Raw genomic sequence first — 24797 nt, forward strand, 5'->3', positions numbered from 1 at the left:
GCCACCGCCACCGCCACCGCCGCCGCGGGCGCGGGGAGGCGGGCCGGGCCGTGGCGACCGCCTGACGGGATCCGGCCGAAGAGGCCCGGCCCGAGAAGCCGATCCCGATTCAAGACCTGATCCAGACACCTGATGGAGGCGATACCTTTGCCCGTCCGAGGAAACGTCACTGCCGGAGCGTGCGCGCTCCTGGCCCTCGGGCTGCTCGCCACGGGCTGCGCGGGAGGCCGGGACGACGCCGTCTCCGCCCCGCCGGCGAACCCGTCGGCCGCCGCCACCCCGCACGGATACGTCGAAGGGGCGCAGGAGAAGGCCGAGCAGCAGTCCAGGCTGCTCCTCAACGACCCGAGGAGCGGAGACACCCGCGTCCTCGACCTGATCACCGGAGAGACCCACGAGGTCTCCCGGACGCCGGGCACCTCGGCCCTCACCACGGACGGCCGGTTCGGCTACCTCCACGGCGCGGACGGCACGCGCGTCCTCGACACCGGCGCCTGGACGGTGGACCACGGCGACCACGTGCACTACTACCGTGCGGCGATACGCGACGTGGGCCGCCTCTCCGACGGCTCCGGCGCTTCCGGCACTTCCGGCACTTCCGGCGCCTCCGGCGACCCCGGCGACCCCGGTACGCGCGTCCGCGGCGATGCCGCGGTGACCGTCGTGACCCACGGCGACGGACGGGCCGAGACCCACCGCCGGGCCGACCTGGAGGCAGGGGAGCTCGGCACTCCCCGCCCGCTGCCCGGGAGGCACGCGGGCGCCGTCGTGCCGTACGCGGAGCACCTGCTGACCCTCACCGACGGCGCGAAGGGCGCCCCGGAGGCCGCGGTGTACGACCGCGAGGGCGAGCGCGTCCCGGCGCCGGACGCCGTGTGCGAGGAGCCGCGGGGCGACGCCGTCACCCGGCGGGGAGTCGTCCTCGGCTGCGCCGACGGCGCCCTGCTGATCCGCGCGGACGACGGCACGTTCACCGCCGAGAAGATCCCCTACGGCACGCGCGTCCCCGAGCGGGAACGGGCCACGGACTTCCGTCACCGGGCCGGCAGCGACACGCTCACGGCGCCGGCCGGAGACCGGGCGGTATGGGTCCTGGACGTCACCGAACGCACCTGGACACGAGTGGAGACCGGGCCCGCCGTCGCCGCCAACACCGCGGGCGAGGGCTCACCCCTGCTCGTCCTTCGCCCCGACGGGACCCTGCACGGCTATGACATCGCCACCGGCGAGCGGGTGTCCCGGACGAAGCCGCTGCTGAAGGACGTACCCGGCACCGGACCGGACGCGACGGCGCCCCGGCCCGTCATCGAGGTCGACCGCAGCCGCGCCTACCTCAACGACCCGGCGGGCAGGCGCGTGTACGAGATCGACCACAACGACGGCCTGCGCGTCGCGCGCACCTTCGACCTCGACATCGAGCCGGCCCTGATGGTGGAGACAGGCCGATGACGACGACACCGAGGCGCGCCGTGCTGCGGCTGCGCCGCCTGCTCCTGACCCTGATCACCTTCGCCCTCGCCGGCACGGCCACCGCGTGCGCGACCGGCGACGACCGGCCCCGGGTCGTGGTGACGACGAACATCCTCGGCGACGTCACCCGGGAGATCGTCGGTGACGAGGCCGACGTCACGGTGCTGATGAAACCGAACGCCGATCCGCACTCCTTCGGCCTGTCGGCCGTACAGGCCGCCGAGTTGGAGCGGGCCGACCTCGTGATCGTCAACGGGCTGGGCCTGGAGGAGAACGTACTGCGGCACGTGGAGGCCGCCCGGGAGTCCGGGACCGCCACGCTCGAGGTCGGCAGGGCGGTGGACCCGCTCGTCTTCCGGGCACCCGCCGACGGAGGCCCCGAGGCGGAGGCCGGACAGCCCGACCCGCACTTCTGGACCGACCCCGACCGGGTGCGCACGGCCGCCCGCCTCATCGCCGACCGGGTCGTCAAGCACGTGGACGGCGTGGACGAGAAGGCGATCCGCGCCCACACCGACCGCTACGACGGACAACTCGCCGACCTGACCACCTGGATGGAACGCTCCTTCGCCCGCATACCCGAGCAGCGACGCGCCCTGGTGACCAACCACCACGTCTTCGGCTACCTCGCCGAACGCTTCGGCTTCCGGACGGTCGGCGCGGTCGTCCCGAGCGGGACGACGCTGGCCTCACCCAGCTCCTCGGACCTGCGCTCGCTCACCGGGGCCATGCGCGAGGCCGGGGTGCGGACCGTCTTCGCGGACTCCTCACAGCCCACCCGGCTGGCCGAGGTCCTGCGCACGGAACTGGGCGGCCGGGTACGGGTCGTCGCGCTGTACTCCGAGTCCCTGACCGAGCAGGGCGAGGGCGCCGGCACCTACCTGCAGATGATGCGCGCCAACACCACCGCCATGACGGACGGCCTGACCGGCGACTGACCCCCGAGCGCAAGCCCCCGTTTTCGAACACCACCTCCCGAAGCCGCACCCGCGCGGCAGAAAAGGAACACGCACAGTGAACATGTCGATACGCAGCAGAGCCCTCACCGGTACGGCCCTCGCCCTGGCGGTCTCCGCGGTCCTGACCGCCTGCGGAGGCGGCGGCGACACCTCCTCGTCCTCCTCGTCCGACACGAAGGGGCAGAAGGAGCAGAAGGCGGCGAAGGGCACGCGGGACACCGGGGCCGCCGCGGTCGAGGAGCCGCTGGTCGCCACCTTCGACGGCGGCCTGTACATCCTGGACGGCAAGACCCTGAAGCTCGCCGAAACGATCGAACTGCCCGGCTTCAACCGCGTCAACCCCGCCGGTGACGACGCCCACGTCTTCGTCTCCACCGACTCCGGCTTCCGGGTTCTCGACGCCGCGAGGCGGACCCTCACCGACATCACGTACGAAGGCGCCAAGCCGGGACACGTCGTACGGCACGCCGGCAGGACCGTCCTGTTCACCGACGGCACCGGCGAGGTCGACGTCCTCGACCCCGCCGCCCTCGCCGGCGGCGAGAAGCCCGAGGGCCGTACCTACACCTCCGCCGAACCCCACCACGGCGTCGCCATCGAGCTGAGCAACGGCGAACTCCTCAGCACCGTGGGCACCGAGGACGAGCGCACCGGCGCCCTCGTCCTCGACAGGAACGACAAGGAGATCGCGCGCAACGAGGACTGCCCCGGAGTCCACGGCGAGGCCGCCGCCCGGGGCGAGGCCGTCGCCGTCGGCTGCGAGGACGGCATCCTCATCTACAAGGACGGCGAGTTCACCAAGGTCGACGCGCCCGACGACTACGGCCGCATCGGGAACCAGGCCGGCAGCGACGCGTCCCCGGTCCTCCTGGGCGACTACAAGACGGACCCGGACGCCGAGTTGGAGCGGCCCACGCGCGTGTCCCTGATCGACACCGGAACGGCGAAGCTGCGCCTGGTCGACCTCGGCACCAGCTACTCCTTCCGCTCGCTGGGCCGCGGGCCCCACGGCGAGGCACTCGTCCTCGGCACGGACGGCGCTCTGCACGTCATCGACCCGGAGACGGGCAGGACCGAGAAGAAGATCCCCGTCGTGGACAAGTGGCAGGAGCCGCTCGACTGGCAGCAGCCCAGGCCCACCCTTTTCGTCCGCGACCACACCGCGTACGTCTCCGAACCGGGCACGCGCGAACTGCACGCCGTGGACATCGAATCGGGGGAAAAGGTCGCCTCCGTGACCCTGCCGAAGAGCACCAACGAACTCTCCGGCGTCGTCGCGGGCCACTGACACCCGCCGGCCCCGCCCGGTCCGGCGCAGCGCCGGGCCGTACGGAGAGGGGGTGAGCCCCGCGCGGTCACCGCGGGGAGGGCACCGGGCGCTAAGCCCCCGAATCCAGGGTCCCGGGATCTCCCTCGGCGGAACCGGCGGAGGGGGCGGCCTGCTGCGGAGCCGTCAGGTACTCGTAGGTACCGGTGATGTGGAGCAGGCGCTCCAACCGCGGACCCATGTTGTCCAGGTGGAAACCGGTCCCGTCCTCGGAGGTGTGGCGGTGGATCTGCAGCAGGACGGCCAGGCCCGCGGAGTCGACCGTTCCCAGACCCTGGCAGTCCAGCCGGAGGTCCCGTACGTCCTCGCCCCCGCGCAGAGCGTGCAGGACCTGGTGGAGAACCTCGTCGCCGACCTCGTAGTCCAGGTCGCCGACGAGGGCCAGGCACACGGTGTGCGGGGCGCCGCCGGCGAGAGGCAGGACGGGCGGTGAGAAGGGGAAGGCAGCCACAGATGATTCCCACGTGTCGAGGTCGGGAGTGCCAGGCCGCGAGGCCTGTCGTTCGGATCAGGGAGCGGGAGCGGACCGGGGCCGGACGAAGGGCCCCAGCGCGTCGCGCCCGTCGGCGATCAGGCCACGGGCCCGCGGGAAGTCGCGCAGTTGTCCGTCCAGCAGGTCCAGACCCGGCAGCACGGCGTGAGCCGGGACGCCGCGTGCGGTGAGGACCTCGGCGGTCCAGGCGAGGAAGTCCGTGAAGACGTCCGCGTCGTCCACGTAGAGGGCGGCGGCCAGGAAGTCGACGATCTGGGCGAGGTCTTCGGCGGTGCGTTCCCGCTGTTCGTCGGTGTAGTCGCGCATGGCGGGAAGGCGCTGCTCCAGGTCCTGGAAGGTCCGGCGCACCAGGACGCGGGCGCAGCGGGTGACCAGGGTGTATTCCTGGTCGGCCAGGTGCGGAAGGTCGTCGAAGGCCTGGGGAGGCGGCCGCGGCACGGGCAGCGGGCCGGCGGCCAGCCGGTCCGCCGCGCCGCGCGCGTCGGAGGCCCAGGCGTCGGCACCGAGCAGACGGGCGTAGCGGCCGTCGAACCCGAAAGCGCGGCCGCCGACCATGACCGGCACGCCGGTGGCCTGGACGGCGGTGATGGCGGCGTGGGCCACGGGCAGCCGGGTGGACAGCGAGCCGGACAGGCAGACGACCGTCGACCCGGCGCGGTGGATCCGGCCGACCAGGTGAGCGGTGGGGACCTGCGCTCCGAGGTAGTCCACCTGCCAGCCGCGCAGCCGCAGTACCTCGGCCAGGAGCCGTGCGGGCAGGGCGTGCCACTCCTTGTCCACGCACGCGACCGTCACCCTGCCGCGCGCGGTCGTGGGGCGGTGGACGGGCAGAGTGGCGATGGCGCGGTCGTTGATGGCCGTGGCGGCGTGTTCGTCGGCCACGCTCATGCGGTTGGCCGCCCACTCGACGCCCACCTTGCGCTGGACGGCGCCGATGACGTCCAGCAGTACCGTCTCCGTGTCCAGCCCGCCCCGGAGGGCGTTGGTGACGAGGTCGACGGCCGAGTACTCGTCCGCAGCCCGGACCGCGGTCCAGAGTTCGTCCGCGTATTCCCGGGCCCGCTCGTCGCCGTGCGGGGAGGCGGGGCGGGTACGGACGGGGGGACGACCGGTGCCGTGTTCGCGGTCCGTGGCGGGAGCAGCCGTCATGCGGTGTACCTGCCTCGGGTGGTTCCGTCCACAGCGCTGAGGTGCGCACCGCGGGGTGCGGTGATGGCCAGCACGGCGATGTCGTCGTGGACTCCTCCGCCGATCCACTCGTCGGCGAGCATCTGGACCCGCTCGACGACCGCGGACGCGGGAAGGCCGGCACACTCGGCCAGGGCGCGCTTGAGGCGTTGCTCCCCGAACATGGTGTCGCCCATCGGCCCGCCCTTGGCCTCGGTGACACCGTCGGTGTACAGCAGGCACGACTCACCCGGCGTCAGCCGTACCCGGGCGGTGCGGGAGCTGACCGTCGGCAGGACACCGACCAGGGAGCCGCCGGTGTCGGCTTCCTCCACGGTGCCGTCGCCGCGCACGATCAGCGGCGGGGGGTGCCCGGCGGAGGTCAGCCGCAGCACGACGTCGCGGTCCTCGCGGCTGGCGGAGACCAGCACCAGGGTGGCGAAGCGGGTGCTGTGGCTGTTGCGCATGGCGTTGTTCAGCAGCCGCAGCATTCTGCCGTGGTCGTCCGCCATCGGCAGCAGGGCGTGCAGCGTGTTACGGATCTTGCCGGTGAGTACCGCGGCCTCCAGTCCCTTGCCGGCCACGTCCCCCAGGACGGCGAAGGTGTCGGGGGAGTCCTCGCCCGGCGGGTGGACGTCGTAGAAGTCCCCGCCGATGCGGTCGGTGTCGACGCTGGGCCGGTAGCCGCCGGCGAACTCCACCCCTTCCACCTGCTGGAGAGCGGGCGGAAGGAGTGCGCGCATGAGAATGTCGGAGACCGTGTTCTGCTCGGCGTAGAGACGCGCGGCGGACATCGCGGCACCCGCACGGGCGGCGAACAGGCCGGCGAAGGCCTCCTCCGACTCGCTGAAAGCGGCCTTCTGCGCCCGCCGGAACAGGATCAGCGCCCCGGCCGGCACACCGTGGCCCGGAAGCGGGGTGATCACCAGCGAACCGACCTCGCCGAAGTTCTCGGGAACCAGCCAGTCGGGAGCGGTGGCGGGGTCGATCCACCGTGACGGCACCGGTGGAAAGCCCTGCAGGGCCTCCGCCAGTCCAGGTACCGTCTCCGGCTCGCTGGAGACGGTGGCCCGGGTGAGACGCCCCTGCCGGTCGCACATGACCATCGGCAGTTTCCGGGCCGTGGTGGGCGCGATGACCACCGCGGCGTCGGCCAGGTACTCGGCGGCCAGACGCGCGGTGACCTCCATGCAACGGTTCAGGTTCAGCGACGAGAGCAGGGCACTCGAGGCCTCGGAGAGGAACCGCGTGCGTTCGCGCTCCCCCTCCAGTTCCTTCAGTGCGGACCGGTAGGCGGTCTCTTCCACCAGCCACCACGCCGCCCTGCCGCCGGGAAGAGGGGACGGGCGCGCCGAGAAGAAGCGCTCGCCCACCGTGCCGGTCACCGTGGTGGCGCCAGGGGTGCGCTGCGGGGCGGTGAGCCACTCCGGGGACGGCAGAGGCCGCCCTGCGTGGGCGGCCGGAAAGAGGGCGGTGGCCGAATCGTTGAGTTCCACGACACGTCCTTCCGCGTCCACGATCACCACCGGGTAGGGGGCTGCGGCAGCGTTCGCCACACTGGTGGAGCCGGAACGGAGGCCGTCCGGGGAATAAGTCATATGCCGGAGCCCTTGTGCTCGGGCTCTCACCTCAGATCACACGAAGAAACACTTGTCAGTCGACAACTGTCCCGTAATCGGGGCGTGTCCGCAACCACCCCTCGCACCGCGGGTGCCCCCGACCCGACGGCTGAGCTGAGTTCTTCGCCGGGTACCCCCGTGCGCGAAGCGCATGTGCGGGGCCGGCCCGGGCTCCCCGCCCCGTCGGCGCGGCCCCGTCGGCGCGGCCGCGCCGGACCGGCCGGCCCCCGACCGCCGACCGGAGGCAGGGCGGGCCCGCGCCGCACGCGGCGACGGTGGCCCGGCAAGCGGGGACCGCCGGGTTCAGAAGGGCAGTCGGCCACGGGTGCGGCGACCGGCGGAACCGCTGCGCCCCACGGCCCTCGAGCTGCTGCGGAACGGCTTGCTGAACAGGCGCCCCAGAGGGCCGGGTGCCTTTCCTCCCGCACGGGAGCCGAAGCCCAGGGCCCGCTGGGTGCCGTGTTCGGGCCCGCGGGACAGGCGGGGCGCGAGGAACGCCAGTACGGCGAGAACGGCACAAAGGGCGATGACACCGACGATGACCACGAAGACCTCCAAGGGCTGTGACGTAGCTGTCGTTTGCCCTCGCCTGCGGGGGATAAAAGCGGTCAAGGGATCGCTCGGTGAGCGGGAGGCCCGCCCGGGGACCGTTTCCCGGGATGTGCCGCCCGCCGTCGTCGCCTCGCTGCGTCGACCTCCGCCGGACGAGGCCGGGCAGGACGGACTGCCTCGCGTGCCGGCCGGAGAACGGATGAACCCCGACAACATGACACAGCGCACCCTGTCCTCCCCGTCCGCCGACCGGTCCGCCGGTGAACGCGCCTTGCGGATGCGCCGCAGGCTGGAACGGCTGATCGGCATCGCCGCGACGGAGGGGAACGCCCTCGTCGCCCTGCGCAACGGTGATGAGATCTTCCCCGCGATGCTGGAGAGCGTGCGCTCCGCCGAGTACACGGTGGACATGATGACGTTCGTCTACTGGAGGGGCGACATCGCCCGGCAGTTCGCCCAGGCCCTGGCGGAGCGGGCCCGCGCGGGAGTGCGGGTCCGGCTGCTGCTGGACGGGTTCGGCAGTCGCACGATAGAGAAGGGCCTGTTGAAGGACATGCGCGAAGCCGGCGTGCACGTGGCCTGGTTCCGGCAACCGGTGGCGCTCTCACCGCTCAAGCAGAACCATCGCTGCCATCGCAAGGCGCTGCTCGTGGACGAGCAGGTGGCGTTCACCGGTGGAGTGGGCATCGCCGAGGAATGGTGCGGCGACGCTCGCAACGAGCGCGAGTGGCGCGACACGCACGTCGAGGTGCGCGGTCCGGCGGTGGACGGCATCGCCGCGGCGTTCGCACAGAACTGGGCCGAGTGCTCCGGCGAACTCTTCGACCGTCACGACCGGTTCAGCGGACACCGGCCCCAGGGGGACGCGGTGGTGCAGGTGGTGCGCGGTTCGGCCAGCTTCGGCTGGCAGGACATGCAGACCCTCATGCAGGTGATGATCGAGTCGGCCGAGGAGCGGTTCCGGCTCACGACCGCCTACTTCTCGCCGGACGCCTACTTCATCGAGCTCCTGTGCCGGGCCTCGCGGCGCGGTGTGGAGGTGGAGATCCTGTTGCCCGGCCCGTACACCGACAAACGGGTCTGCCAGCTGGCCGGACAGCATTTCTACGAGGACCTGCTGGCCTGCGGCGTGAAGATCTACCAGTACCAGCCGACGATGCTGCACGCGAAGGTCATCACCGTGGACGGAACGGCCGCGCTCATCGGGTCGACCAACTTCAACCGGCGGTCCCTCGAACACGACGAGGAGGTCATGCTGGCCGTCCTCGACGAGGAGTTCACCGCCACCCTCGACACCCACTTCGACGAGGACGTGGCGGTCAGCGAGCAGATCCGGGGAGGGCGGTGGGGGAGACGGTCGCTGCTCCAGCGGGCGCGCGAGACGGCCGTCCTGCCCCTACGCCGTTTCCTGTGACGTCCGCGCGAGCGCGCCGGAGGACGACGGGGCACCGGTGAGGTCATGTCTCAGTGGCCGCGGACGCCCGCTGCTCCCGGTGACCGGCGAGCGGGGCCGGCGGAGGATACTGTTGACCCGTGCCCCGCGTCCCCGTTCCCCGGGACGTTGAGCCACGGACGAGGGGGAAAGCGCTGAAGCGGGGCGGGACGCACCGGACGGAACCCGGAGAGCGGGCGGGGTCCAGCCGGTTCAGCCCGCGACACGGGGACGACCATCCCATCGGAGTGCCGGAGTGCCCCACGTGGTGAACGCGCAGACCGCACCCCGCTCGCCCCGGCCCGGGCGAGCGGCCGAAGCGGCGTGCGAGGTCGTCGAACTCCTCGAGGTGCTGTGGGACCGGGGACGTGACGCGGCCCCGGTCGCCCCCGTCTCCGCCTCGCAGTTGCGTGTGCTCTACAGCCTCGAACGGGAACAGGGGATCAACCTGCGCAGGCTGGGGGAGATCCTCGGATCCTCCCCGCCCTCCGTCAGCCGTCTCTGCGACCGGCTCGAGGCGCTCGGCTTCGTGGAGCGGACCCCGAGTCCCGTCAGCAGGCGGGAGCTGATGCTCAACCTGACCAGGCGCGGGGCGGCATATCTGCGTGAACTCCGGGTGCAGCGTGAGGAAGTGCTCCGATCGGTGATCGAGAGCATGCCCCCCGATTCCCGCGCGGCCCTGCGCGACGGGCTGGACGCCTTCCGCGACGCGGTGGAACGGAACGCGCTGATCCACAAGACGCCCCGGACGGACAGAACCGCCTGAGGGCGCCCGGGACGCACCCCGAGGGCGGGCCCCGCTCCGTGGCGGGCAGGCCGACGGAACCGTCTCACGAACCGGGTCGCGATCCGTTCCCGGTACGCCCGTACCAGTCGAGGCAGACCACCAGGGCGTCGTCGTCGACCGGGCTCTCTCCCCGGTACGTCGCGAGCTCACGCAGCACCGCGCCCGGCACCTGCGCCGGCGGCAGCAGCCGGGTGGCCATGAGGGCCCGGGCGAGTGCCCGTTCGCTGTACTTCTCCCCGGCCGAGGAAGCCGCGTCGTAGACGCCGTCGCTGCCGATCAGGAAGCGGTCGCCGGGACGCACCTGAAAGTGCTCGGACGCGTACGGGGTGTCCTCGAACATGCCGAGGGGCAGCTGGGCGTCGAAGGGCAGGGCGTCCACGTTTTTCCCGCGCAGCCGCCACATCCGCGGGGACCCCGCGTCCACGGCCTCGACCTCGCCGGTCGCGAGGTCGAACCGCAGCAGCAGGACGGAGACGTGGGCGTCGCCGCGGTACTGCGCGTACACCGCCTGATCGGCGAGGCGCGCCTGGTCGGACAGGCCGAGACCGGCGCGCCGGGCGTTGCGCATCGCGTTGACGGCGAGGTGGGTGAGCAGAGCGGCCTCGATGCCCTCCCCCATGCCGTTGGCGACGGTCAGCGTGAGGTGGTCCGCGGACACCGACCAGTCGAAGTTGTCCCCGAAGATCGCGTACGCGGGTTCGAGATGCCCCCCGAGGGAGAACTCCGGACGGGAGCAGGCCCGGCCCGGCAGCAGCTGCCACTGCATCTCGGCCGCCAGGGTCAGACGCGTGGCACGGCGCGCCAGGACGTACAGGTCCGTGTCGCGTTCGGCCACGAGGATCTCGTGGCCGAGAACCTCGCAGATGTGCTGCATCTCGGGAAGGAGTGCCTGCGCGTAGCGGCCCTCCGGCATCGTGACGGACAGCACGCCCGTCCGGTCGCCCCGAATGGTGACCGGGAGATGAACGTCCACCGTGTGTCCGTGAGGATCGGGAACCACGTACGGTTCCTGGGATCCGAAGGCGCGGCCCTGAGGGCTGTCGTGGATCATGACCGGTTCCGTCGTGAACGGAACGGGTTCGACGGCCTGCAACGACCTCATCGCGTAATCGGCCATCCGCAGTTCGACGCGCGCCGCACCGTACTGTTCCGCGAGAGCCGCCGTGACGATGTCCAGCAGCGCGTGCGGTGGAGCCGCCCGCAGGGCGCGCTCGACGGCGGCGAGTCTGTTCACGTCATTCCGCTTCCCTGCGTACCGGACCCGGCCATGTGGCGACGGCTGTGGGCCGATGGGTTCGCTCCGCGGTGGACGCGCCGCCCCGTGGGCCGGCCCCAGTTTACCCCGACCGCAATATCGTGACGATTCCCGCCCGGATTCCCCACACCCTCCCAAGTCCCTTTCTCGGGACCGCCGTCCTTCCTGCGCGGCAGCCGTGCGGACTCCAACGGCGAACCGGGCCGCCTCCTGCGGCCACTGAGGGCGCCGGGAGCGAAGGACTGAGCGGGGGAAAGAGGCGAGGGGGAGAGCGGGAGCCCGTGACCAGGCCTTCCACGCCGCAGAGGGCCGCAGGTTCTTCCACCGGCGGCGCCGGGTCAGCCGCACATCGTCCGCGGCCGTGTTCTCCCCGGCGCGGGCAGGGAGGATGGGCAAGGTCGTCGGCACGCACACACCGAGGTGAGAGATGCAGTTCACCACCCGTCCCACCCTTCAGGGCACCTTCGGCATGGTGTCGTCCACGCACTGGCTGGCGTCCCAGTCGGCCATGGCCGTCCTGGAGGGCGGAGGCAACGCGTACGACGCGGCCGTGGCGGGCGCCTTCGTACTGCACGTCGTCGAACCGCACCTCAACGGACCGGCCGGCGAGGTACCCATCCTGCTCGCGCCCGCCGACGGCGAGGTGCGGGTGCTGTGCGGGCAGGGCGTCGCACCGGCCGGGGCGAGCGCCGCCCACTACCGGGCGCTCGGCCTGGACCTCGTCCCGGGCACCGGACCGCTCGCCGCCGCCGTGCCCGGCGCCTTCGACGCCTGGATGCTCCTGCTGCGCGACCACGGCACCCGCTCCCTCGCCGACGTCCTCCAGTACGCCGTCGGATACGCCGAGCACGGACACGCGCCCGTGGAGAACGTCGGCGGAACCGTCGAGACGGTACGGGAACTCTTCGAGACGGAGTGGACCTCCTCGGCGCAGGTGTACCTGCCCGGCGGCCGGGCGCCGCGCCCCGGCGAACTGTTCCGTAATCCGGCCCTCGCGGCCACGTGGCGGCGGCTGCTGGCCGAGGTCGCCGGCGCGGGCGGCCGGGAGGCGCAGATCGACGCCGCGCGGGAGGTGTGGCGCACCGGCTTCATCGCCGAGGCACTGGTCCGGCAGGCCGGGCGGCCCACCCTGGACACCAGCGGCGAGCACCGCACCGGCACGCTGACCGCCGCCGACCTCGCCGGCTGGTCGGCGACGTACGAGACCCCGGCGACGTACGACTGGAACGGCTGGACCGTGTGCAAGGCGGGCCCCTGGAGCCAGGGCCCCGTCCTGCTCCAGCAGCTCGCCCTGCTCCCGCCGGAACTGCCCCCGTACGGCTCCGCCGACTGCACGCACCTGCTGATCGAGGGCAGCAAGCTGGCCATGGCCGACCGGGAGGCCTGGTACGGGGACGCGGCCGAGGTGCCGCTCGACGACCTGCTGTCGGCGGAGTACAACGCCGAGCGGCGCACCCGGGTGGGACCCCGGGCCTCACACGTGCTGCGGCCGGGCAGTCCCGGCGGGCGCACCCCGCGACTGAGCGCGCAGGCACGCGCGGCGGCCGCCGGCGCGGGCGGCCCGCGCGAGGCGGGGGGCCGGGGGAGGGACGCCGTCGTGCCGGGCGTCGGCGAGCCGACGGTCGCCAAGCCCCCCACGTCCCCCGTGCCGGGCGAACCGGAGGTCTCCGGCGACGGGGCCACCCGGGGCGACACCTGCCACCTGGACATCGTCGACCGCTGGGGCAACATGGTCGCGGCCACCCCGAGCGGCGGCTGGCTCCAGTCCAACCCGGTCGTGCCCGAACTCGGCTTCCCCCTCGGCACCCGGCTCCAGATGACCTGGCTGGAGGACGGACTGCCCAACACGCTGACGCCGGGACGCCGCCCCCGGACCACCCTCACCCCGTCCCTCGCCCTGCGCGACGGGGTACCGGTGATGGCGTTCGGCACGCCCGGCGGGGACCAGCAGGACCAGTGGCAGCTGCACTTCTTCCTCGCCGTCGCGCTGCGCGGCCCGGTACGCGGCGGGCTCGACCTGCAGGGCGCGATCGACGCCCCGAACTGGCACCACGACAGCTTCCCCGGCTCCTTCTACCCGCGGGGCACGCGCCCCGGCAGCGTCACCGTGGAGTCCCGGACGGACCCGGCGGTGGTGCGGGAGCTGCGGCGCCGGGGCCACGAGGTGACGGTCGGCGAGGCCTGGTCGGAGGGCAGGCTGTGCGCGGTCGCCCGGGACCCGGCCACGGGCGTGCTCTCGGCGGCGGCGAACCCGCGCGGCATGCAGGGCTACGCGGTGGGCCGCTGAGCCCATACCCGGTCGGACCGAGGACCCATATTCATGCGGATACCACCTGGAGTGCACCGAACGGGTGGGGTTTGTCAGTGGGGCATGTTCTCATGGGAGGCATGATCAAGGACAACGAAACCATCGAAGAGTTTCTCGCACAGCACGCCGCCGACGTGGAGGACGCCGTCCGCAAGGCCGCCGCACAGGAGATCATGCCGCGCTGGCGCCGGCTCGCCGACCACGAGGTCGACCGCAAGTCCGGCCCGCACGACCTGGTGACCGACGCCGACCGGCAGGCCGAGCTGTACCTCACCGAGGCGCTGCTCGCCCTGCTGCCCGGCTCGGTCGTGGTGGGCGAAGAAGCGGTGCACGCCAACCCGGCGTCGTACGAGGGGATACGCGGCGAGGCGCCGGTGTGGATCATCGACCCGGTCGACGGCACCCGGCAGTTCGTGCACGGCGACACCGGATTCTGCACCCTGGTCGCCCTCGCGCTCGGCGGAGTCGTCCACGCCTCGTGGACGTTCGCCCCGGTCCACGAAGAACTCGCCACCGCCGTGAGGGGACAGGGCGCCTTCCTCGACGGCGTGCGGCTGCACGCCGGTTCCCCGGATCCCGGCAGCGATCTGCGCGTGGCCACCTCCCACCCGGACTTCACGACGGACGACCAGAAGCGCTCCCTCCTGGGCCTGTGGACGGACGGTGTGGCGCCCCGCTCCTGCGGCTCGGCCGGACTGGAGTACCTGGCCGTCGCCCGCGGTGAGTCGGACGCCACCGCCTTCTGCTGGGAAGCCGCTTGGGACCACGCGGCGGGCCTGCTCCTCGTCGAGGAGGCGGGCGGCACCCACCTGACCCGAGCCGGCGAGCCCTTCCGCATCACGGGCGGCAACGACCTCCCGTTCACCGCGGCCCGCGACGAGGCCACGGTCCGCCGGGTGACGGGACTGCTGTCGGCCGGAGCCTGACCTCCGGGTCCGACGCGCCGGCCGAGGCGGTGATGCGCCGGCCGACGACCTCGAACCCGGTGACGGCGCCGACCGGCGGCCGGTTCTCCGGGCGGGCAGGCGGGCGAAGTCCCCGAAGCCACGGCCGGGCCCGCCGAAGTCCACGGCGAGACCGGTGCGCCCGGCTCCCCGGGGCGGTGCGACGGCCGTGCCGGTGACGACCGCCCCTTCCGGCAGGGGCCCGGTGCGGTGCCGGGTGAAGTGCCGGTGCGGCCTCGCCGAGTCCCACGCCCGCGCGAACTCGGCCCCGGTGACGTTCCCGGCGTGCGCCGGCAGCGACCGGCCAAGGACCGCCTGCCGCAGGGCACGCCCCTCGCCGTCGAGTTCGTACCCGTACCGGGCGCCCGTACCGGAGAGGGGAAACCTCAGCCGCCGAGTCGCGCGGCGGAGGTCGCCCGGGGCCGGGAGGGTGTCGCTGCCCCGGCATATCCTGGGTTTTCCGATCGCCCCGGCTGCCTCCGGGTGCCGTCGGCCGACGAAGGAGTTCCGAAGGTGGTGTCGATGCTCGATGTGGTCGTGGTGGGTGCGGGACCGAACGGGCTGACCGCCGCCGTGGAACTGGCCCGGCGCGGTTTCTCCGTCGCGTTGTTCGAGGCGAGGGGCACCGTCGGGGGCGGCGCCCGCACCGAGGAACTGACCCTGCCCGGCTTCCGGCACGACCCGTGCTCCGCGGCCCACCCGCTGGGCATCAACTCGCCCGCCTTCCGGGCCCTCCCACTGGAGCGCCACGGCCTGGAGTGGCTGCACGCGGACCTGCCCATGGCCCACCCCTTCCTGGACGGCACGGCGGCCGTGCTGTCCCGGTCGGTCGGCGAGACGGCCGCCTCCTTCGGCCCGCGCGACGCCGGAGCGTACCGACGCCTGGTCCAGCCCTTCCTGCCCCGGTGGGACACCCTGGCCCGCGACTTCATGTCCCTGCCGCTCACCGCGCTGCCCCGCGACCCGCTCGGCCTCGCCCGCTTCGGCCTCGTCGGACTCCAGCCCTCCACCTGGCTGATGCGCCGCTTCCACGACGAGCGGGCCAGGGCCCTGTTCGCCGGACTCGTCGCCCATGTGATGGCGCCCCTCGGCGGCTTCGCCACCGGCGCCATCGGCCTGGTCTTCGCCCTCGCCGCGCACGCCCGCGGCTGGCCCGTCGCCCGCGGCGGCTCCCAGGCCATCTCGGACGCCCTCGCCGCCTACCTGAAGGAACTCGGCGGCGCCGTCCACACCGACTACGAGGTCAAGCGTCTCGACGACCTGCCGCCGGCCCGCGCGTACGTCTTCGACACCTCGCCCACCGCCCTCGCCCGCATCGCCGGCTTCGGCAACCACTACGCGAACTACCGCTACGGCCCCGGCGTCTTCAAGATCGACTACGCGCTGGACGGTCCCGTGCCGTGGACCGCTCCGGAGGCGCGCAGGGCCTCCACCGTGCAGATCGGCGCGGACAGTGCCGAGATCGGCGCCGCCCTGCACGCCGCGTCCCGGGAAGGCCGCGCCCCCGACCGGCCGTTCCTCATCACCGTGCAGCCCGGCGTCGCCGACCCCACCCGGGCACCGGCGGGCAAGCAGGTCTTCTGGGCCTACGGCCACGTCCCGAACGGCTGGACCGGCGACCTCACCGACGCCGTGGAACGCCAACTGGAGCGCTTCGCCCCGGGATTCCGCGACCGCGTCCTGGCCCGCGCCACCGCGGGCCCGCCCGAACTCGCCGCCCGCAACGCCAACTACGTCGGCGGCGACATCGGCTCCGGCGCCGCCGACGGCCTCCAGCTCCTGCTGCGTCCCAAACTCTCCCTGTTCCCGTACTCCACCCCGCACCCGGCCGTGTTCCTCTGCTCGTCGGCCACCCCGCCCGGTCCCGGCGTCCACGGCATGTCCGGGCACAACGCGGCGAAGGCCGTCTGGAGGAGGCTGCGGCAGACATGACCACCATCACCCTCGTCCAGGGCGACATCACCCGTGAGCACGCCGACGCCATCGTCAACGCGGCCAACTCCTCCCTGCTCGGCGGAGGCGGCGTCGACGGTGCGATCCACCGCCGCGGTGGCCCCGAGATCCTGGAGGAGTGCCGCCGCCTACGTGCCTCGCACTACGGAAAAGGCCTGGCCACCGGCCGGGCCGTCGCGACCACAGCGGGCGCGCTGGACGCCCGCTGGGTGATCCACACCGTCGGCCCGCGATTCAGCCACGAGGAGGACCGGTCGGAGTTGCTGGCCTCCTGCTATCGCGAATCCCTGCGCGTGGCCGACGAACTGGGCGCACGCGAGGTCGCCTTCCCGGCCGTGTCCACCGGTATCTACGGCTGGCCCCTGGACGACGGGGCGCGCATCGCCGTCGAGACGGTGCGGAGGACCGGCACGGCCGTCGAGGAGGTGCGGTTCGTCCTCTTCGACGACCGGGCCTACGAGGCGTTCGCCGCACAGCTCCGCTGACCCCCTGGACGCCGTCGAGACGCGTGCCCGGCCCGTGATGCCGCCCCTCGCCCGGTCGTGCGCACCGGGCGGGGCGCCGGCGCGACCCTCGGTACGCACCGGCCCGGACCGACAGCGGCGCACGCCGGCCGGACGCCGCACACGGAACCGGTCGACGCGGCGCCTCCACGACCCGATCCGCCGACACGCCGAGGCTCCGCTTTCACGGCCGACACGCTGCGCGAGTTGCCGTATGCGCGTGGTCACCCACACCATGGAGATCTCGTCCGGAGGCCGACCGGTCCGGCCTCGGCGCCGGGGACGGAAGGGGTGCCCCACATGACCAGGTACTTCGAGAGCGGCACCGGTGAACTCGTCCCCGACGCGCTGTCCGGATTCGCCCGCGCACACGCGGACCTCGTGGAGTACGACCCCGCGGACGGATACATCACCGCCCGGCGCACCGCACCGACACGGACCGTGGGTCTCCTCTCCGGCGGCGGTTCGGGACACGAACCCCTGCACGCCGGATACGTCGGTACGGGCATGCTCGATGCCGCCTGCCCCGGGAGGCTCTTCGCCTCTCCGCACAACCGGCAGATCTTCCGGGCCTCCCGCGCGGTGGCAGGGCCGAACGGCGTGCTGCACATCGTGAAGAACTACACGGGGGACCGGATCAACTTCGGTATCGCGGCCGAGCGGCTCGCCGACGCGGGGATCGCCTGCGGGCGGGTCCTCGTCGACGACGACCTCGCCTCCGACTCCGAGGAGATCGCCGCCGGACGCCGCGGCACGGGCGCCACGGTCCTGGTGGAGAAGGTCCTGGGCGGTGCCGCGGACACCGGAATGGGGCTCGACGGACTGGTGGAGCTCGGCACCACCGTGGCGAACCGGTGCCGGACGCTCGCCGTCGCGTCCGCCGCCCACCACGTTCCGGTCACCGGCGAACGCGCCTTCGAGCTGCCGTCCGGCGAACTGGAGTACGGCGTCGGTATCCACGGCGAACGCGCCGACCGCACTCGGAGCCAGAAACAAGTGGGCGTACTGGTGGAGGACATGGCGGGCGCCTTGCTGGACGCACTGCGCCCCGGACCCGACGATCCTCTCATCGCCCTGGTCAACGGACTGGGCTCGGTCACGTCGCTCGAGCTGTACGGCATCTTCGGGGAGCTGGGCCGCTTCCTCGACACCCGGCGGGTGCGGCTCGCCCGGCACCTCGTCGGCGACTACGTCACGGCGCTCGACATGCGGGGCTTCTCCCTGACCCTCATGGTCGCCGACCCCACGGTGCTGGACTTCTACGACGCTCCGGTCCGCACCCCGGCGTGGCGATGGTGAGGGGCCGACCAGCCGACAGGAGCAGGAGGACGGCACCATGACGACCGCCGTTTTCGACAGCACGCGGACCCGTGACTGGACGCGTCGCTTCGCCGCATCCGTGTACGCCACCGAGGCCGAGCTGACCGAGCTCGACCAGCGGGTGGGAGACGGTGACTTCGGGACCAATCTCGCCGCCGGGGTCCGGGCCGCCGTGCTCCGGCTCGACCGGACGGGGGCTCCGGCGGGCTCCGCGGAGACGCTGGGGGCCGTGGCCGCCGCCTTCCTCGACGAGATCGGCGGGACCAGCGGCCCTCTGTTCGGTCTGCTGTTCCAGGCGTTGAGCAGGGCCGCCGCCGATTCCGACGTCGGCTTGACGACGGGCGCGCTCGCCGAAGGCACCGCCGAGGGCCTGGCCGCCATCCGCCGTGTGGGTGGTGCCGTGCCCGGGGACAAGACACTGGTCGACGCGCTGGCCCCTGCCGCCGCCGCGCTGCGGGCGGCACAGGGCACGCCTGCCGCGGCGGCGCTGGCCGCGGCAGCGGACGGCGCATGGCGGGGGGTGAGGGACACCGCGTGCCTGACGGCGCGCAGGGGCCGGGCGAGCTACCTGGGTGAACGGGTGACAGGTATCCCCGATCCCGGAGCGGTGGGCGTCGCCCTGTTCTTCGCCTCCGCCACCGAGACCGTGCACACCCTGGCCCCCCACCTGTCCACCGGTTGACCCTTCCCCCGCCCGGGGAGACGGGCCGGACGTCGTGGCCTGCCCCTCTCCCCGGGAGGGGAGGCCGCCTCCCGAACCGGGGGCGCCGGAACCCAGGGGGCACTGGGGCCCGTGTACCGGGCCCCAGTGCCCCCTACACACCGATCCTGCTTCGGGCCCATGCCAGCAGTTCGCCGTCGGCGAGGTGCGCGACCCACAAGTCGGCCTTCTCCGCCTCTCGACCCGGCGGGCGCGGTCCGATGCCGAGGACGCGCAGGCCCGCCCGGCGGGCCGACTCCATGCCGGTCAAGGAGTCCTCCACGGCCAGCGCCTCCTCGGGCGGCACACCGCAGAGACGGGCGGCCACCCTGTAGACGTCGGGCTGCGGCTTCGGCCGTACGCCCTCCTCGGCGACCACGACGTGGCCGAAGCAGCCGAGGAGCCCTGCCCGGTCGAGGCATGACTCCACCACCTCGCGGGGGCAGTTGCTCGCCACGGCGAGAGGAAGGTGGCGGGCGGCCCTCCGGACCAGCGAGGCAGCGCCCGGCATGGTGACGGGGTCCCGGTCGACCAGCGCGGTGAAGGTGTCGAGGAGCGTCCCGGTCAGGTTCTCCACGAGGTCCGGTTTCCCGGTCTCCTCGGCCATGAGCGCGCCGCACTCGGTGTAGTGCATGCCCTTCGCCCGGTCGGCGAACCCGGCCGGCGGTTTGAGACCGAACGCCCGGAAGGTGATGTTCCGGGCTTCCTGCCAGTGCTGTTCCGTGTCCATCAGAGTTCCGTCGCAGTCGAAGACGATGGCGGCGGGTGACCAGGAAAGGATGCGATGAGCTGTCATGCACGTGCCGTTCTCGAAGGCCGCGTCGACCGGTTCGATGCCGGGGCGCAGGCGTGTCTGGATGGAAGTGATCCACTCGCGGACATGAGTGGGGCGGGTGATGCCGTACGGCTGCCGCAGTCGTGCGGGCGCGGCTGAGGGCGTCGTGACGGACGCGAGGCGTTGTTCCGGGCGAATCCCGAAAACATCGTGGCCGTTACGTTAATTTCGCTTCTGTGATTTCCGCAATCACCAATTCGGGTGCATGGGAACGTCGCGCCCGAAGGCCGTCGGTCTTCCGGGTGAGGGGCGGAGAAAGGGGCCGGTGTGCTGGAAATGCGGTCGGCGTCCCTGGTGGGAGCTGCTTTTGGGGTGCCGCGGAGCCGGCCGGGGCAGAGGTTCTCAGGCTCGGCCGAAACGATTCTTCCCAAGGGGGCGACGCAGGGTGAGTTGAGGTCCGTACCCACGCATGGCCCAAGAATAATAAGATCTTCGCGCGCTGCGCATGTGCCTCAATGGGGGGTGCCCGGATTTTCCTGTCGTAGCGTTGGCGCGTTTGATCGAAGGTGGAACTGCAGTGCAGGACAGGGCGCGTGCGACCCGCAAAGTGCTGTTGGAGTCGGCAGCACATCTATTCGTCGAGCGAGGATATTCGGGAACGAGTGTCAATGACATAAGCGATCACTCGGGAAGAACCAGTGGGGCGATCTATTTCCATTACTCCAGCAAGGAGAAGCTGGCACTGGCCGTGGTCCGCGAACAGTTCGCCACCTGGCCGCAGCTCGCCGCCGCCTACGCCAGGCCGGGCATCCCTCCGCTGGAGAAGCTGGTCGGCCTCAGCTTCCGTGTCGCGGAGTCCCTCAGCGAGGACGTCGTGGCGCGTGCCGGTGCACGGCTGTGGGCGGAACGCCGCACCATCGAGGCCGACGTACCCACGCCGTTCGACGCCTGGTCGGTGGCCGCCACCCGGCTTCTCGCCCAGGCCCGCACCAGAGGCGAACTCGCCGAAGGAGTCGAGCCGTCGGCCGCGGCCGTGACACTCGTGTGCGCGTTCTTCGGGCTCTGCACCCTGACGGACGAGATGCCGGGCGGGCGGAACTGGCAAGAGCGGCTGGACCAGTGGTGGATGCTGGTCCTGCGGTTCCTGCAGGCGAATCCCGACCCGGCCGCTCTGCTCGCCCGCGCGCGGGTGCGGATTGCCGCGCGCCAGGAGGACCCGGCCTTGTCCCGGACCTGACGGAGCACCTGCTGGGGGCGGCGGGCCGGGCGAGCGCCGGGCAGCCGGGGCCGAGGGCCGGCCAGTGCACTCCGGGGACGAAGCGATGGAGGCCGCCCGCCGCGCGTTCGGCCTCCATCGCCGCGGCGAGGACGCCGAACGCCGTGCAGCCGGGACCGCGGGGACCGGAGTTCAGCCGGATGACGTACGGGGCCGAGGATTCCGTACAGCTGCGACGGTCCGAGGAGGAACACCGTGGCAGCACCGCCACAGGCACGGTGACGTGAGAGCGGTGACCGGCCCGCCGATCCCTTGTGCCGGAGAGGGGCGATGGCGCGGGGGAGGCGCGTTCGAGGGGGTGGCGCAAGGAGTGATGCGCGGGCCGGAGCCCTGGCCGGCCTCCCGTTCGGCCGTGCAGCGGAGCACCGCCCCCGCGGCGTGCGGCAGCCCGCGGGCTCAGTCGGTGAGGCCCAGCGCCCCGGCCGCCTGGATCGCCAGCCAGACCTCCGTGAGCGCGCCGGTCGAGGACAGGTCGCGGCCGGAGAGGGCGCCGAAGCGTCGCAGCCGGTAGGCGAGTGTGTTGGGGTGGATGTGCAGCGCCGCGGCGGCGGTCTCGGTGCGGCGGTCGCGTTCCATCCAGGTGCGGGCGGAGACCAGCAGCTGGGAGTCGTGCTCCGCGTCGTAGCGCAGCACCTCGCCGAGCACGTGGTCGACCAGCGCGGTCAGGACCGCGGGGTCGTCCGACAGCCAGCGCCCCGTCGCGTCGGAGCCGTAGCGGACCAGCGGGCGGCCCGACTCGCCCGCCTTGGAGACCGCCCACAGGGCCTCGCGCTGGGCGACCTTCAGGGCCGCGCCCGGCCGGAAGGGGCGGCTCATCCCGGCCGTCACGGCCGGCAGCGCGCCGATGGTGTCGGCCAGTTCCGGCGCCCCGAGGACGTACCGGTCCTCGCCCCAGGTCAGCAGCAGATGGGAGTGGTCCTCGAGGCAGGCCAGCAGCGCCTCGTCGGGGGTGTGCCGGACCACGATCAGGACGGTGTCGCCCTCGATGGAGTGCCGGGCCAGCCTGCGGCGGGCGGCCTCCGGGTCGAGCACCTCCTGGAGCAGCTCGGCCAGCGTCTCGGCGCCCTCGCGGCGCAGCGTCTCGCGTTCGCTGCGCACCATCGCCACCCGCAGTGCCGCCACCGTCGCGATGTGCTGGACGACCGCGAGGCCGGCGGGCTGGGCGCCCTGCCGCTCGTACGCCACCAGGAAGCCCGCCGGGCCGCCGGGCGCCGGCACCGGCAGGACGAAACCGCCGGGGACGGTCGGCGCGGCGTCCACCGAGGCGGGCAGCACCCCCGGAGCGGGCGTCGGCACCCCGGGCAGCAGCGGGCGGCCCTGCGGGGTGCAGAGATACACGTCGTACCCGGACAGGCGTTCGAGGCGGCGCAGGAGGGTCGGGGTGTCGAGGTCCTCGGCGACCATCCAGCGCAGCGAGCCGAAGACCTGCAACTGCGCGCCCAGCCGGTGCCGGGCGTCCTCCTGCACCGCGGCGGCGACCTCCTGGGAGACCGCGATGAACGGAACGGCGAGCGGCACCTCCAGCACCGGGAAGCCCCGCTCCTCGGCCGCCAGGAAGAACGCCTCGTGCAGCACGGGCATGTGCAACTGCGCCGACAGGGCCAGCGCGGAGACGCCGGCGTCGTCCAGCCGCTCCAGATAGCGGCGCTGCCCGGACGCCGTGCGGGGGATCGCGAGCCCCGTGGTCATGAGGATCTCGGCCCCCAGAAGCCATGGGGTCGGATCGTCCAACTCGCTTACGTGCGCCCACGATACGGAGCGGCCGAGGCCGCCGGTGCCCGCCTTCACGGACAGCTGGAGGGCGGGGAAGGAGAGCAGATCCTCGACGGTGAGTTTGTCGGCAGGCACATGAAACAGGCTACCTCTTTGTGACTTGCACAATTGTCGGTGGTCGGCGAGTGACCCACACTGTGGGCCCGTCCCCGGTATGAACAGCAGGTGAGAGCCCCATGGCGACCTCGGTCACCGAAATCGAGACTCATGGTGTCGAGCAGATCCCGGACGAGGACCGCACGGCCCGTCCGCTCGACCTGTTCCGGCTCGCCTTCGGCGGCGCCAACACCTTCGCGACCTGTGTGCTGGGCGCCTTCCCGATCCTGTTCGGCCTCTCCTTCTGGCAGGGGCTCGCGGCGACCGTGCTCGGACTGGTCGCGGGCGCCCTGCTGCTCGCGCCGATGGCGCTCTTCGGCCCTGCCAACGGCACCAGCAACTCCGTCTCCTCCTCCGCCCACCTGGGAGTGCACGGCAGGGTCGTCGGCTCCTTCCTCTCGCTGCTCACCGCGATCGCCTTCTTCTCGATCTCGGTGTGGTCCTCGGGCGACGCCCTCGTCGGCGGCGCGCACCGGCTGGTGGGGCTCCCCGAGTCCACCCTGTCGTACAGCGTGGCGTACGCGATCTTCGCCGCCCTCGTGCTGGTGGTCTGCGTCTACGGCTTCCGCTTCATGCTGCTGGTCAACAAGATCGCCGTGGTGGCGGCATCGGCCCTGTTCGTGCTGGGCGCCTTCGCCTTCGCCGGCGACTTCGACCCCGGCTACGCGGGCAGCTTCGCCTCGAGTGCCGACCCGCTGTTCTGGCCGTCCTTCATCGGCTCCGCGCTGATCGTGCTCTCCAACCCGGTCTCCTTCGGCGCGTTCCTCGGCGACTGGTCCCGCTACATCCCGGCCGCGACGCCCCGCCGCCGGGTGATGGGCGCGGCGTTCCTGGCCCAGGCCGCCACCCTGCTGCCGTTCGTCTTCGGTCTCGCCACCGCGTCGATCATCGCGACCCAGGCCACGAAGTACGTCGACCCGGCCGCGCCCAACTACGTCGGCGGCCTGCTCGCGATCTCCCCCGGCTGGTACTTCCTGCCGCTCTGCCTCATCGCGCTGATCGGCGGCCTGTCCACCGGCACCACCGCCCTGTACGGCACCGGGCTGGACTTCTGCAGCGTCTTCACCCGCTTCAGCCGCGTCCAGGCGACGGTCCTCATCGGCGCCCTGTCCATCGTCTTCATCTTCATCGGCCGCTTCGCGCTGAACCTGACCCAGTCGATCTCCACCTTCGCCACCCTGATCATCACCTGCACGGCGCCGTGGATGGTCGTGATGATCCTCGGCTACGTCACCCGACGGGGCTGGTACGACGCCGAGGCGCTCCAGGTCTTCAACCAGCGCCGCACCGGAGGCCGCTACTGGTTCGCCCACGGCTGGAACTGGCGCGGCCTGGCCACCTGGCTGGTCTCCGCCGTCGTGGCCCTGCTGTTCACCAACCTGCCCGGCCAGTTCGTCGGACCGCTCGGCAACCTGGCCGACGGCATGGACATCTCGCTGCCGGTCGGCCTCGTCCTCGCGGCGGTGCTCTACCTCGTCCTGCTCGCGCTGTTCCCCGAGCCGCGCGGGGTGTACGGACCGGCGGGACCCCGCTTCGTCCGGGCCTCCGAGGCCGAGGTCCTGCCGATCAGCGGCGGCCCGCAGGAGGCCGCCCCCGTGGAGCCGGCCAGGGTCGGCTGACCGTTCGACGACCTCGCGACGACCTGTCCGAGTGGCTGAGACCTCGCGCCGTGCACCACGGGGCGGGCCCGCGCAACCGCGGGCCCGCCCCGTCGGCCTTCCTCGCGGCCTGCTCTCCGCGCGCCCGCTGTTCACGGACGAACGACGGGAATCGAGCCATCGAACCATCAGGATCGAACAGACCTCGACAGGGTCATTGCTCCGATTGTGTTCGAGTCCTAGGGTGTGCCTGGCTCAGAACTCGCCTGCGTCACCTCCGTCATCACTCGTTGTGATCCGTCCCGACAGCAACGCGTCCTCCGTCACGGTGTGCTGAGGGCCGACCCTGACGTGCCTCCGGTCCGTGCTCCTGTCCGTGTATCCGTGCGCGTGCGGCGGTGCGCTGTCGAACCGAGGAAGGCCACGGTCATGCCGCACCCCCACGTGTCTCCCCCCGAGCGGTCCGCCCACCCCGCCGCACGCGCACGGA

Annotated in this window: 20 protein-coding genes; 13 read left to right on the plus strand and 7 right to left on the minus strand. The window is 72.5% G+C overall.

The window, feature by feature from the left end; translation table 11 throughout:
• The first annotated feature begins 147 nt into the window (after nt 1–147).
• From AOK11_RS27485 to aztD, 3 genes are all read left to right on the plus strand, one after another.
• Nucleotides 148–1449: a hypothetical protein gene (locus tag AOK11_RS27485; protein WP_420903020.1), complete on the plus strand. Its 1302-nt coding sequence runs from the start codon at nt 148–150 to the stop codon at nt 1447–1449.
• A complete protein-coding gene (aztC, locus tag AOK11_RS27490; RefSeq protein WP_055596416.1) occupies nt 1446–2408 on the plus strand; it encodes a zinc ABC transporter substrate-binding protein AztC in 963 nt (320 codons plus the stop codon). Before AOK11_RS27485 ends, aztC begins: the two co-directional genes overlap by 4 nt.
• Nucleotides 2409–2484: 76 nt before the next feature.
• On the plus strand, nt 2485–3717 hold the full coding sequence (aztD, locus tag AOK11_RS27495; protein ID WP_055596417.1) for a zinc metallochaperone AztD: 1233 nt from the start codon (nt 2485–2487) through the stop codon (nt 3715–3717).
• Between the two features lie 91 nt (nt 3718–3808).
• On the opposite strand, the gene AOK11_RS27500 is transcribed toward aztD, so the two are convergent.
• The 4 genes from AOK11_RS27500 to AOK11_RS27515 form a co-directional block, all read right to left on the minus strand.
• Nucleotides 3809–4207, minus strand: a complete 399-nt coding sequence (locus tag AOK11_RS27500; RefSeq protein WP_055596418.1) for an STAS domain-containing protein — start codon at nt 4205–4207, stop codon at nt 3809–3811.
• 57 nt (nt 4208–4264) lie between these two features.
• Entirely contained in the window at nt 4265–5398 is a 1134-nt protein-coding gene (locus AOK11_RS27505; RefSeq protein WP_055596419.1) for a cobalamin B12-binding domain-containing protein, read from the minus strand.
• A complete protein-coding gene (locus tag AOK11_RS27510; protein ID WP_079035121.1) occupies nt 5395–7014 on the minus strand; it encodes a PP2C family protein-serine/threonine phosphatase in 1620 nt (539 codons plus the stop codon). Before AOK11_RS27510 ends, AOK11_RS27505 begins: the two co-directional genes overlap by 4 nt.
• Before the next feature lie 324 nt (nt 7015–7338).
• A complete protein-coding gene (locus AOK11_RS27515; protein WP_055596429.1) occupies nt 7339–7581 on the minus strand; it encodes a DUF6411 family protein in 243 nt (80 codons plus the stop codon).
• Between the two features lie 220 nt (nt 7582–7801).
• Here AOK11_RS27515 and AOK11_RS27520 point away from each other — a divergent pair, with 220 nt between their 5' ends.
• Together AOK11_RS27520 and AOK11_RS27525 are read left to right on the plus strand one after the other, a co-directional pair.
• A complete protein-coding gene (locus AOK11_RS27520; RefSeq protein WP_055596430.1) occupies nt 7802–9001 on the plus strand; it encodes a phospholipase D-like domain-containing protein in 1200 nt (399 codons plus the stop codon).
• A gap of 274 nt (nt 9002–9275) precedes the next feature.
• Nucleotides 9276–9785 carry a MarR family winged helix-turn-helix transcriptional regulator gene (locus tag AOK11_RS27525; RefSeq protein ID WP_420903021.1) on the plus strand — a complete coding sequence of 170 codons (510 nt, stop codon included), beginning with the start codon at nt 9276–9278 and terminating at the stop codon, nt 9783–9785.
• 64 nt (nt 9786–9849) lie between these two features.
• Here AOK11_RS27525 and AOK11_RS27530 read toward each other — a convergent pair whose 3' ends face one another.
• The gene (locus AOK11_RS27530; RefSeq protein WP_055596420.1) at nt 9850–11040 is read right to left on the minus strand and encodes a PP2C family protein-serine/threonine phosphatase; all 1191 of its coding nucleotides are present in this window, start codon (nt 11038–11040) and stop codon (nt 9850–9852) included.
• 448 nt (nt 11041–11488) lie between these two features.
• On the opposite strand from AOK11_RS27530, the gene AOK11_RS27535 reads away from it, so the two are divergent.
• The 6 genes from AOK11_RS27535 to dhaL all read left to right on the plus strand — a co-directional run bounded on the left by AOK11_RS27535 (nt 11489) and on the right by dhaL (nt 18771).
• The gene (locus AOK11_RS27535) at nt 11489–13348 is read left to right on the plus strand and encodes a gamma-glutamyltransferase family protein (protein ID WP_055596421.1); all 1860 of its coding nucleotides are present in this window, start codon (nt 11489–11491) and stop codon (nt 13346–13348) included.
• Between the two features lie 101 nt (nt 13349–13449).
• Nucleotides 13450–14295 (plus strand): inositol monophosphatase family protein, encoded by an 846-nt coding sequence (locus AOK11_RS27540; protein ID WP_055596432.1) that lies wholly within the window; start codon nt 13450–13452, stop codon nt 14293–14295.
• Between the two features lie 540 nt (nt 14296–14835).
• Nucleotides 14836–16245 carry a phytoene desaturase family protein gene (locus AOK11_RS27545; protein WP_055596433.1) on the plus strand — a complete coding sequence of 470 codons (1410 nt, stop codon included), beginning with the start codon at nt 14836–14838 and terminating at the stop codon, nt 16243–16245.
• On the plus strand, nt 16242–16751 hold the full coding sequence (locus AOK11_RS27550; RefSeq protein ID WP_055596422.1) for an O-acetyl-ADP-ribose deacetylase: 510 nt from the start codon (nt 16242–16244) through the stop codon (nt 16749–16751). The genes AOK11_RS27545 and AOK11_RS27550 overlap by 4 nt, the downstream gene beginning before the upstream one ends.
• Nucleotides 16752–17069: 318 nt before the next feature.
• Nucleotides 17070–18068, plus strand: a complete 999-nt coding sequence (locus AOK11_RS27555) for a dihydroxyacetone kinase subunit DhaK (protein ID WP_055596423.1) — start codon at nt 17070–17072, stop codon at nt 18066–18068.
• A 37-nt stretch (nt 18069–18105) separates the two neighbouring features.
• Entirely contained in the window at nt 18106–18771 is a 666-nt protein-coding gene (dhaL, locus tag AOK11_RS27560) for a dihydroxyacetone kinase subunit DhaL (RefSeq protein WP_055596424.1), read from the plus strand.
• A gap of 133 nt (nt 18772–18904) precedes the next feature.
• Here the strand turns inward: dhaL and AOK11_RS27565 are convergent, their stop codons facing one another.
• On the minus strand, nt 18905–19585 hold the full coding sequence (locus tag AOK11_RS27565; RefSeq protein WP_055596425.1) for an HAD family hydrolase: 681 nt from the start codon (nt 19583–19585) through the stop codon (nt 18905–18907).
• Nucleotides 19586–20141: 556 nt separating this feature from the next.
• On the opposite strand from AOK11_RS27565, the gene AOK11_RS27570 reads away from it, so the two are divergent.
• A complete protein-coding gene (locus AOK11_RS27570; protein WP_276204848.1) occupies nt 20142–20801 on the plus strand; it encodes a ScbR family autoregulator-binding transcription factor in 660 nt (219 codons plus the stop codon).
• Nucleotides 20802–21236: 435 nt separating this feature from the next.
• Here AOK11_RS27570 and AOK11_RS27575 read toward each other — a convergent pair whose 3' ends face one another.
• Complete coding sequence (locus tag AOK11_RS27575; protein WP_055596426.1) at nt 21237–22688, minus strand: PucR family transcriptional regulator; 1452 nt, start codon at nt 22686–22688, stop codon at nt 21237–21239.
• 101 nt (nt 22689–22789) lie between these two features.
• Here AOK11_RS27575 and AOK11_RS27580 point away from each other — a divergent pair, with 101 nt between their 5' ends.
• Nucleotides 22790–24328, plus strand: coding sequence for a purine-cytosine permease family protein (locus tag AOK11_RS27580; RefSeq protein ID WP_055596427.1), 1539 nt, complete (start codon nt 22790–22792; stop codon nt 24326–24328).
• The last annotated feature ends 469 nt before the right edge of the window (nt 24329–24797 follow it).

Origin of the sequence: Streptomyces hirsutus (genome assembly GCF_001418415.1) — a bacterium.
Classification (GTDB): Bacteria; Actinomycetota; Actinomycetes; order Streptomycetales; family Streptomycetaceae; genus Streptomyces; species Streptomyces hirsutus.

Bases quoted from the DNA above. Each gene is read 5' to 3' on its own strand.
- aztC (WP_055596416.1), top strand. From the start codon at position 1,446: ATGACGACGACACCGAGGCGCGCCGTGCTGCGGCTGCGCCGCCTGCTC.
- AOK11_RS27505 (WP_055596419.1), bottom strand. From the start codon at position 5,398: ATGACGGCTGCTCCCGCCACGGACCGCGAACACGGCACCGGTCGTCCC.
- AOK11_RS27510 (WP_079035121.1), bottom strand. From the start codon at position 7,014: ATGACTTATTCCCCGGACGGCCTCCGTTCCGGCTCCACCAGTGTGGCG.
- AOK11_RS27520 (WP_055596430.1), top strand. From the start codon at position 7,802: ATGACACAGCGCACCCTGTCCTCCCCGTCCGCCGACCGGTCCGCCGGT.
- AOK11_RS27535 (WP_055596421.1), top strand. From the start codon at position 11,489: ATGCAGTTCACCACCCGTCCCACCCTTCAGGGCACCTTCGGCATGGTG.
- AOK11_RS27540 (WP_055596432.1), top strand. From the start codon at position 13,450: ATGATCAAGGACAACGAAACCATCGAAGAGTTTCTCGCACAGCACGCC.
- AOK11_RS27545 (WP_055596433.1), top strand. From the start codon at position 14,836: ATGCTCGATGTGGTCGTGGTGGGTGCGGGACCGAACGGGCTGACCGCC.
- AOK11_RS27550 (WP_055596422.1), top strand. From the start codon at position 16,242: ATGACCACCATCACCCTCGTCCAGGGCGACATCACCCGTGAGCACGCC.
- AOK11_RS27555 (WP_055596423.1), top strand. From the start codon at position 17,070: ATGACCAGGTACTTCGAGAGCGGCACCGGTGAACTCGTCCCCGACGCG.
- dhaL (WP_055596424.1), top strand. From the start codon at position 18,106: ATGACGACCGCCGTTTTCGACAGCACGCGGACCCGTGACTGGACGCGT.
- AOK11_RS27565 (WP_055596425.1), bottom strand. From the start codon at position 19,585: ATGACAGCTCATCGCATCCTTTCCTGGTCACCCGCCGCCATCGTCTTC.
- AOK11_RS27580 (WP_055596427.1), top strand. From the start codon at position 22,790: ATGGCGACCTCGGTCACCGAAATCGAGACTCATGGTGTCGAGCAGATC.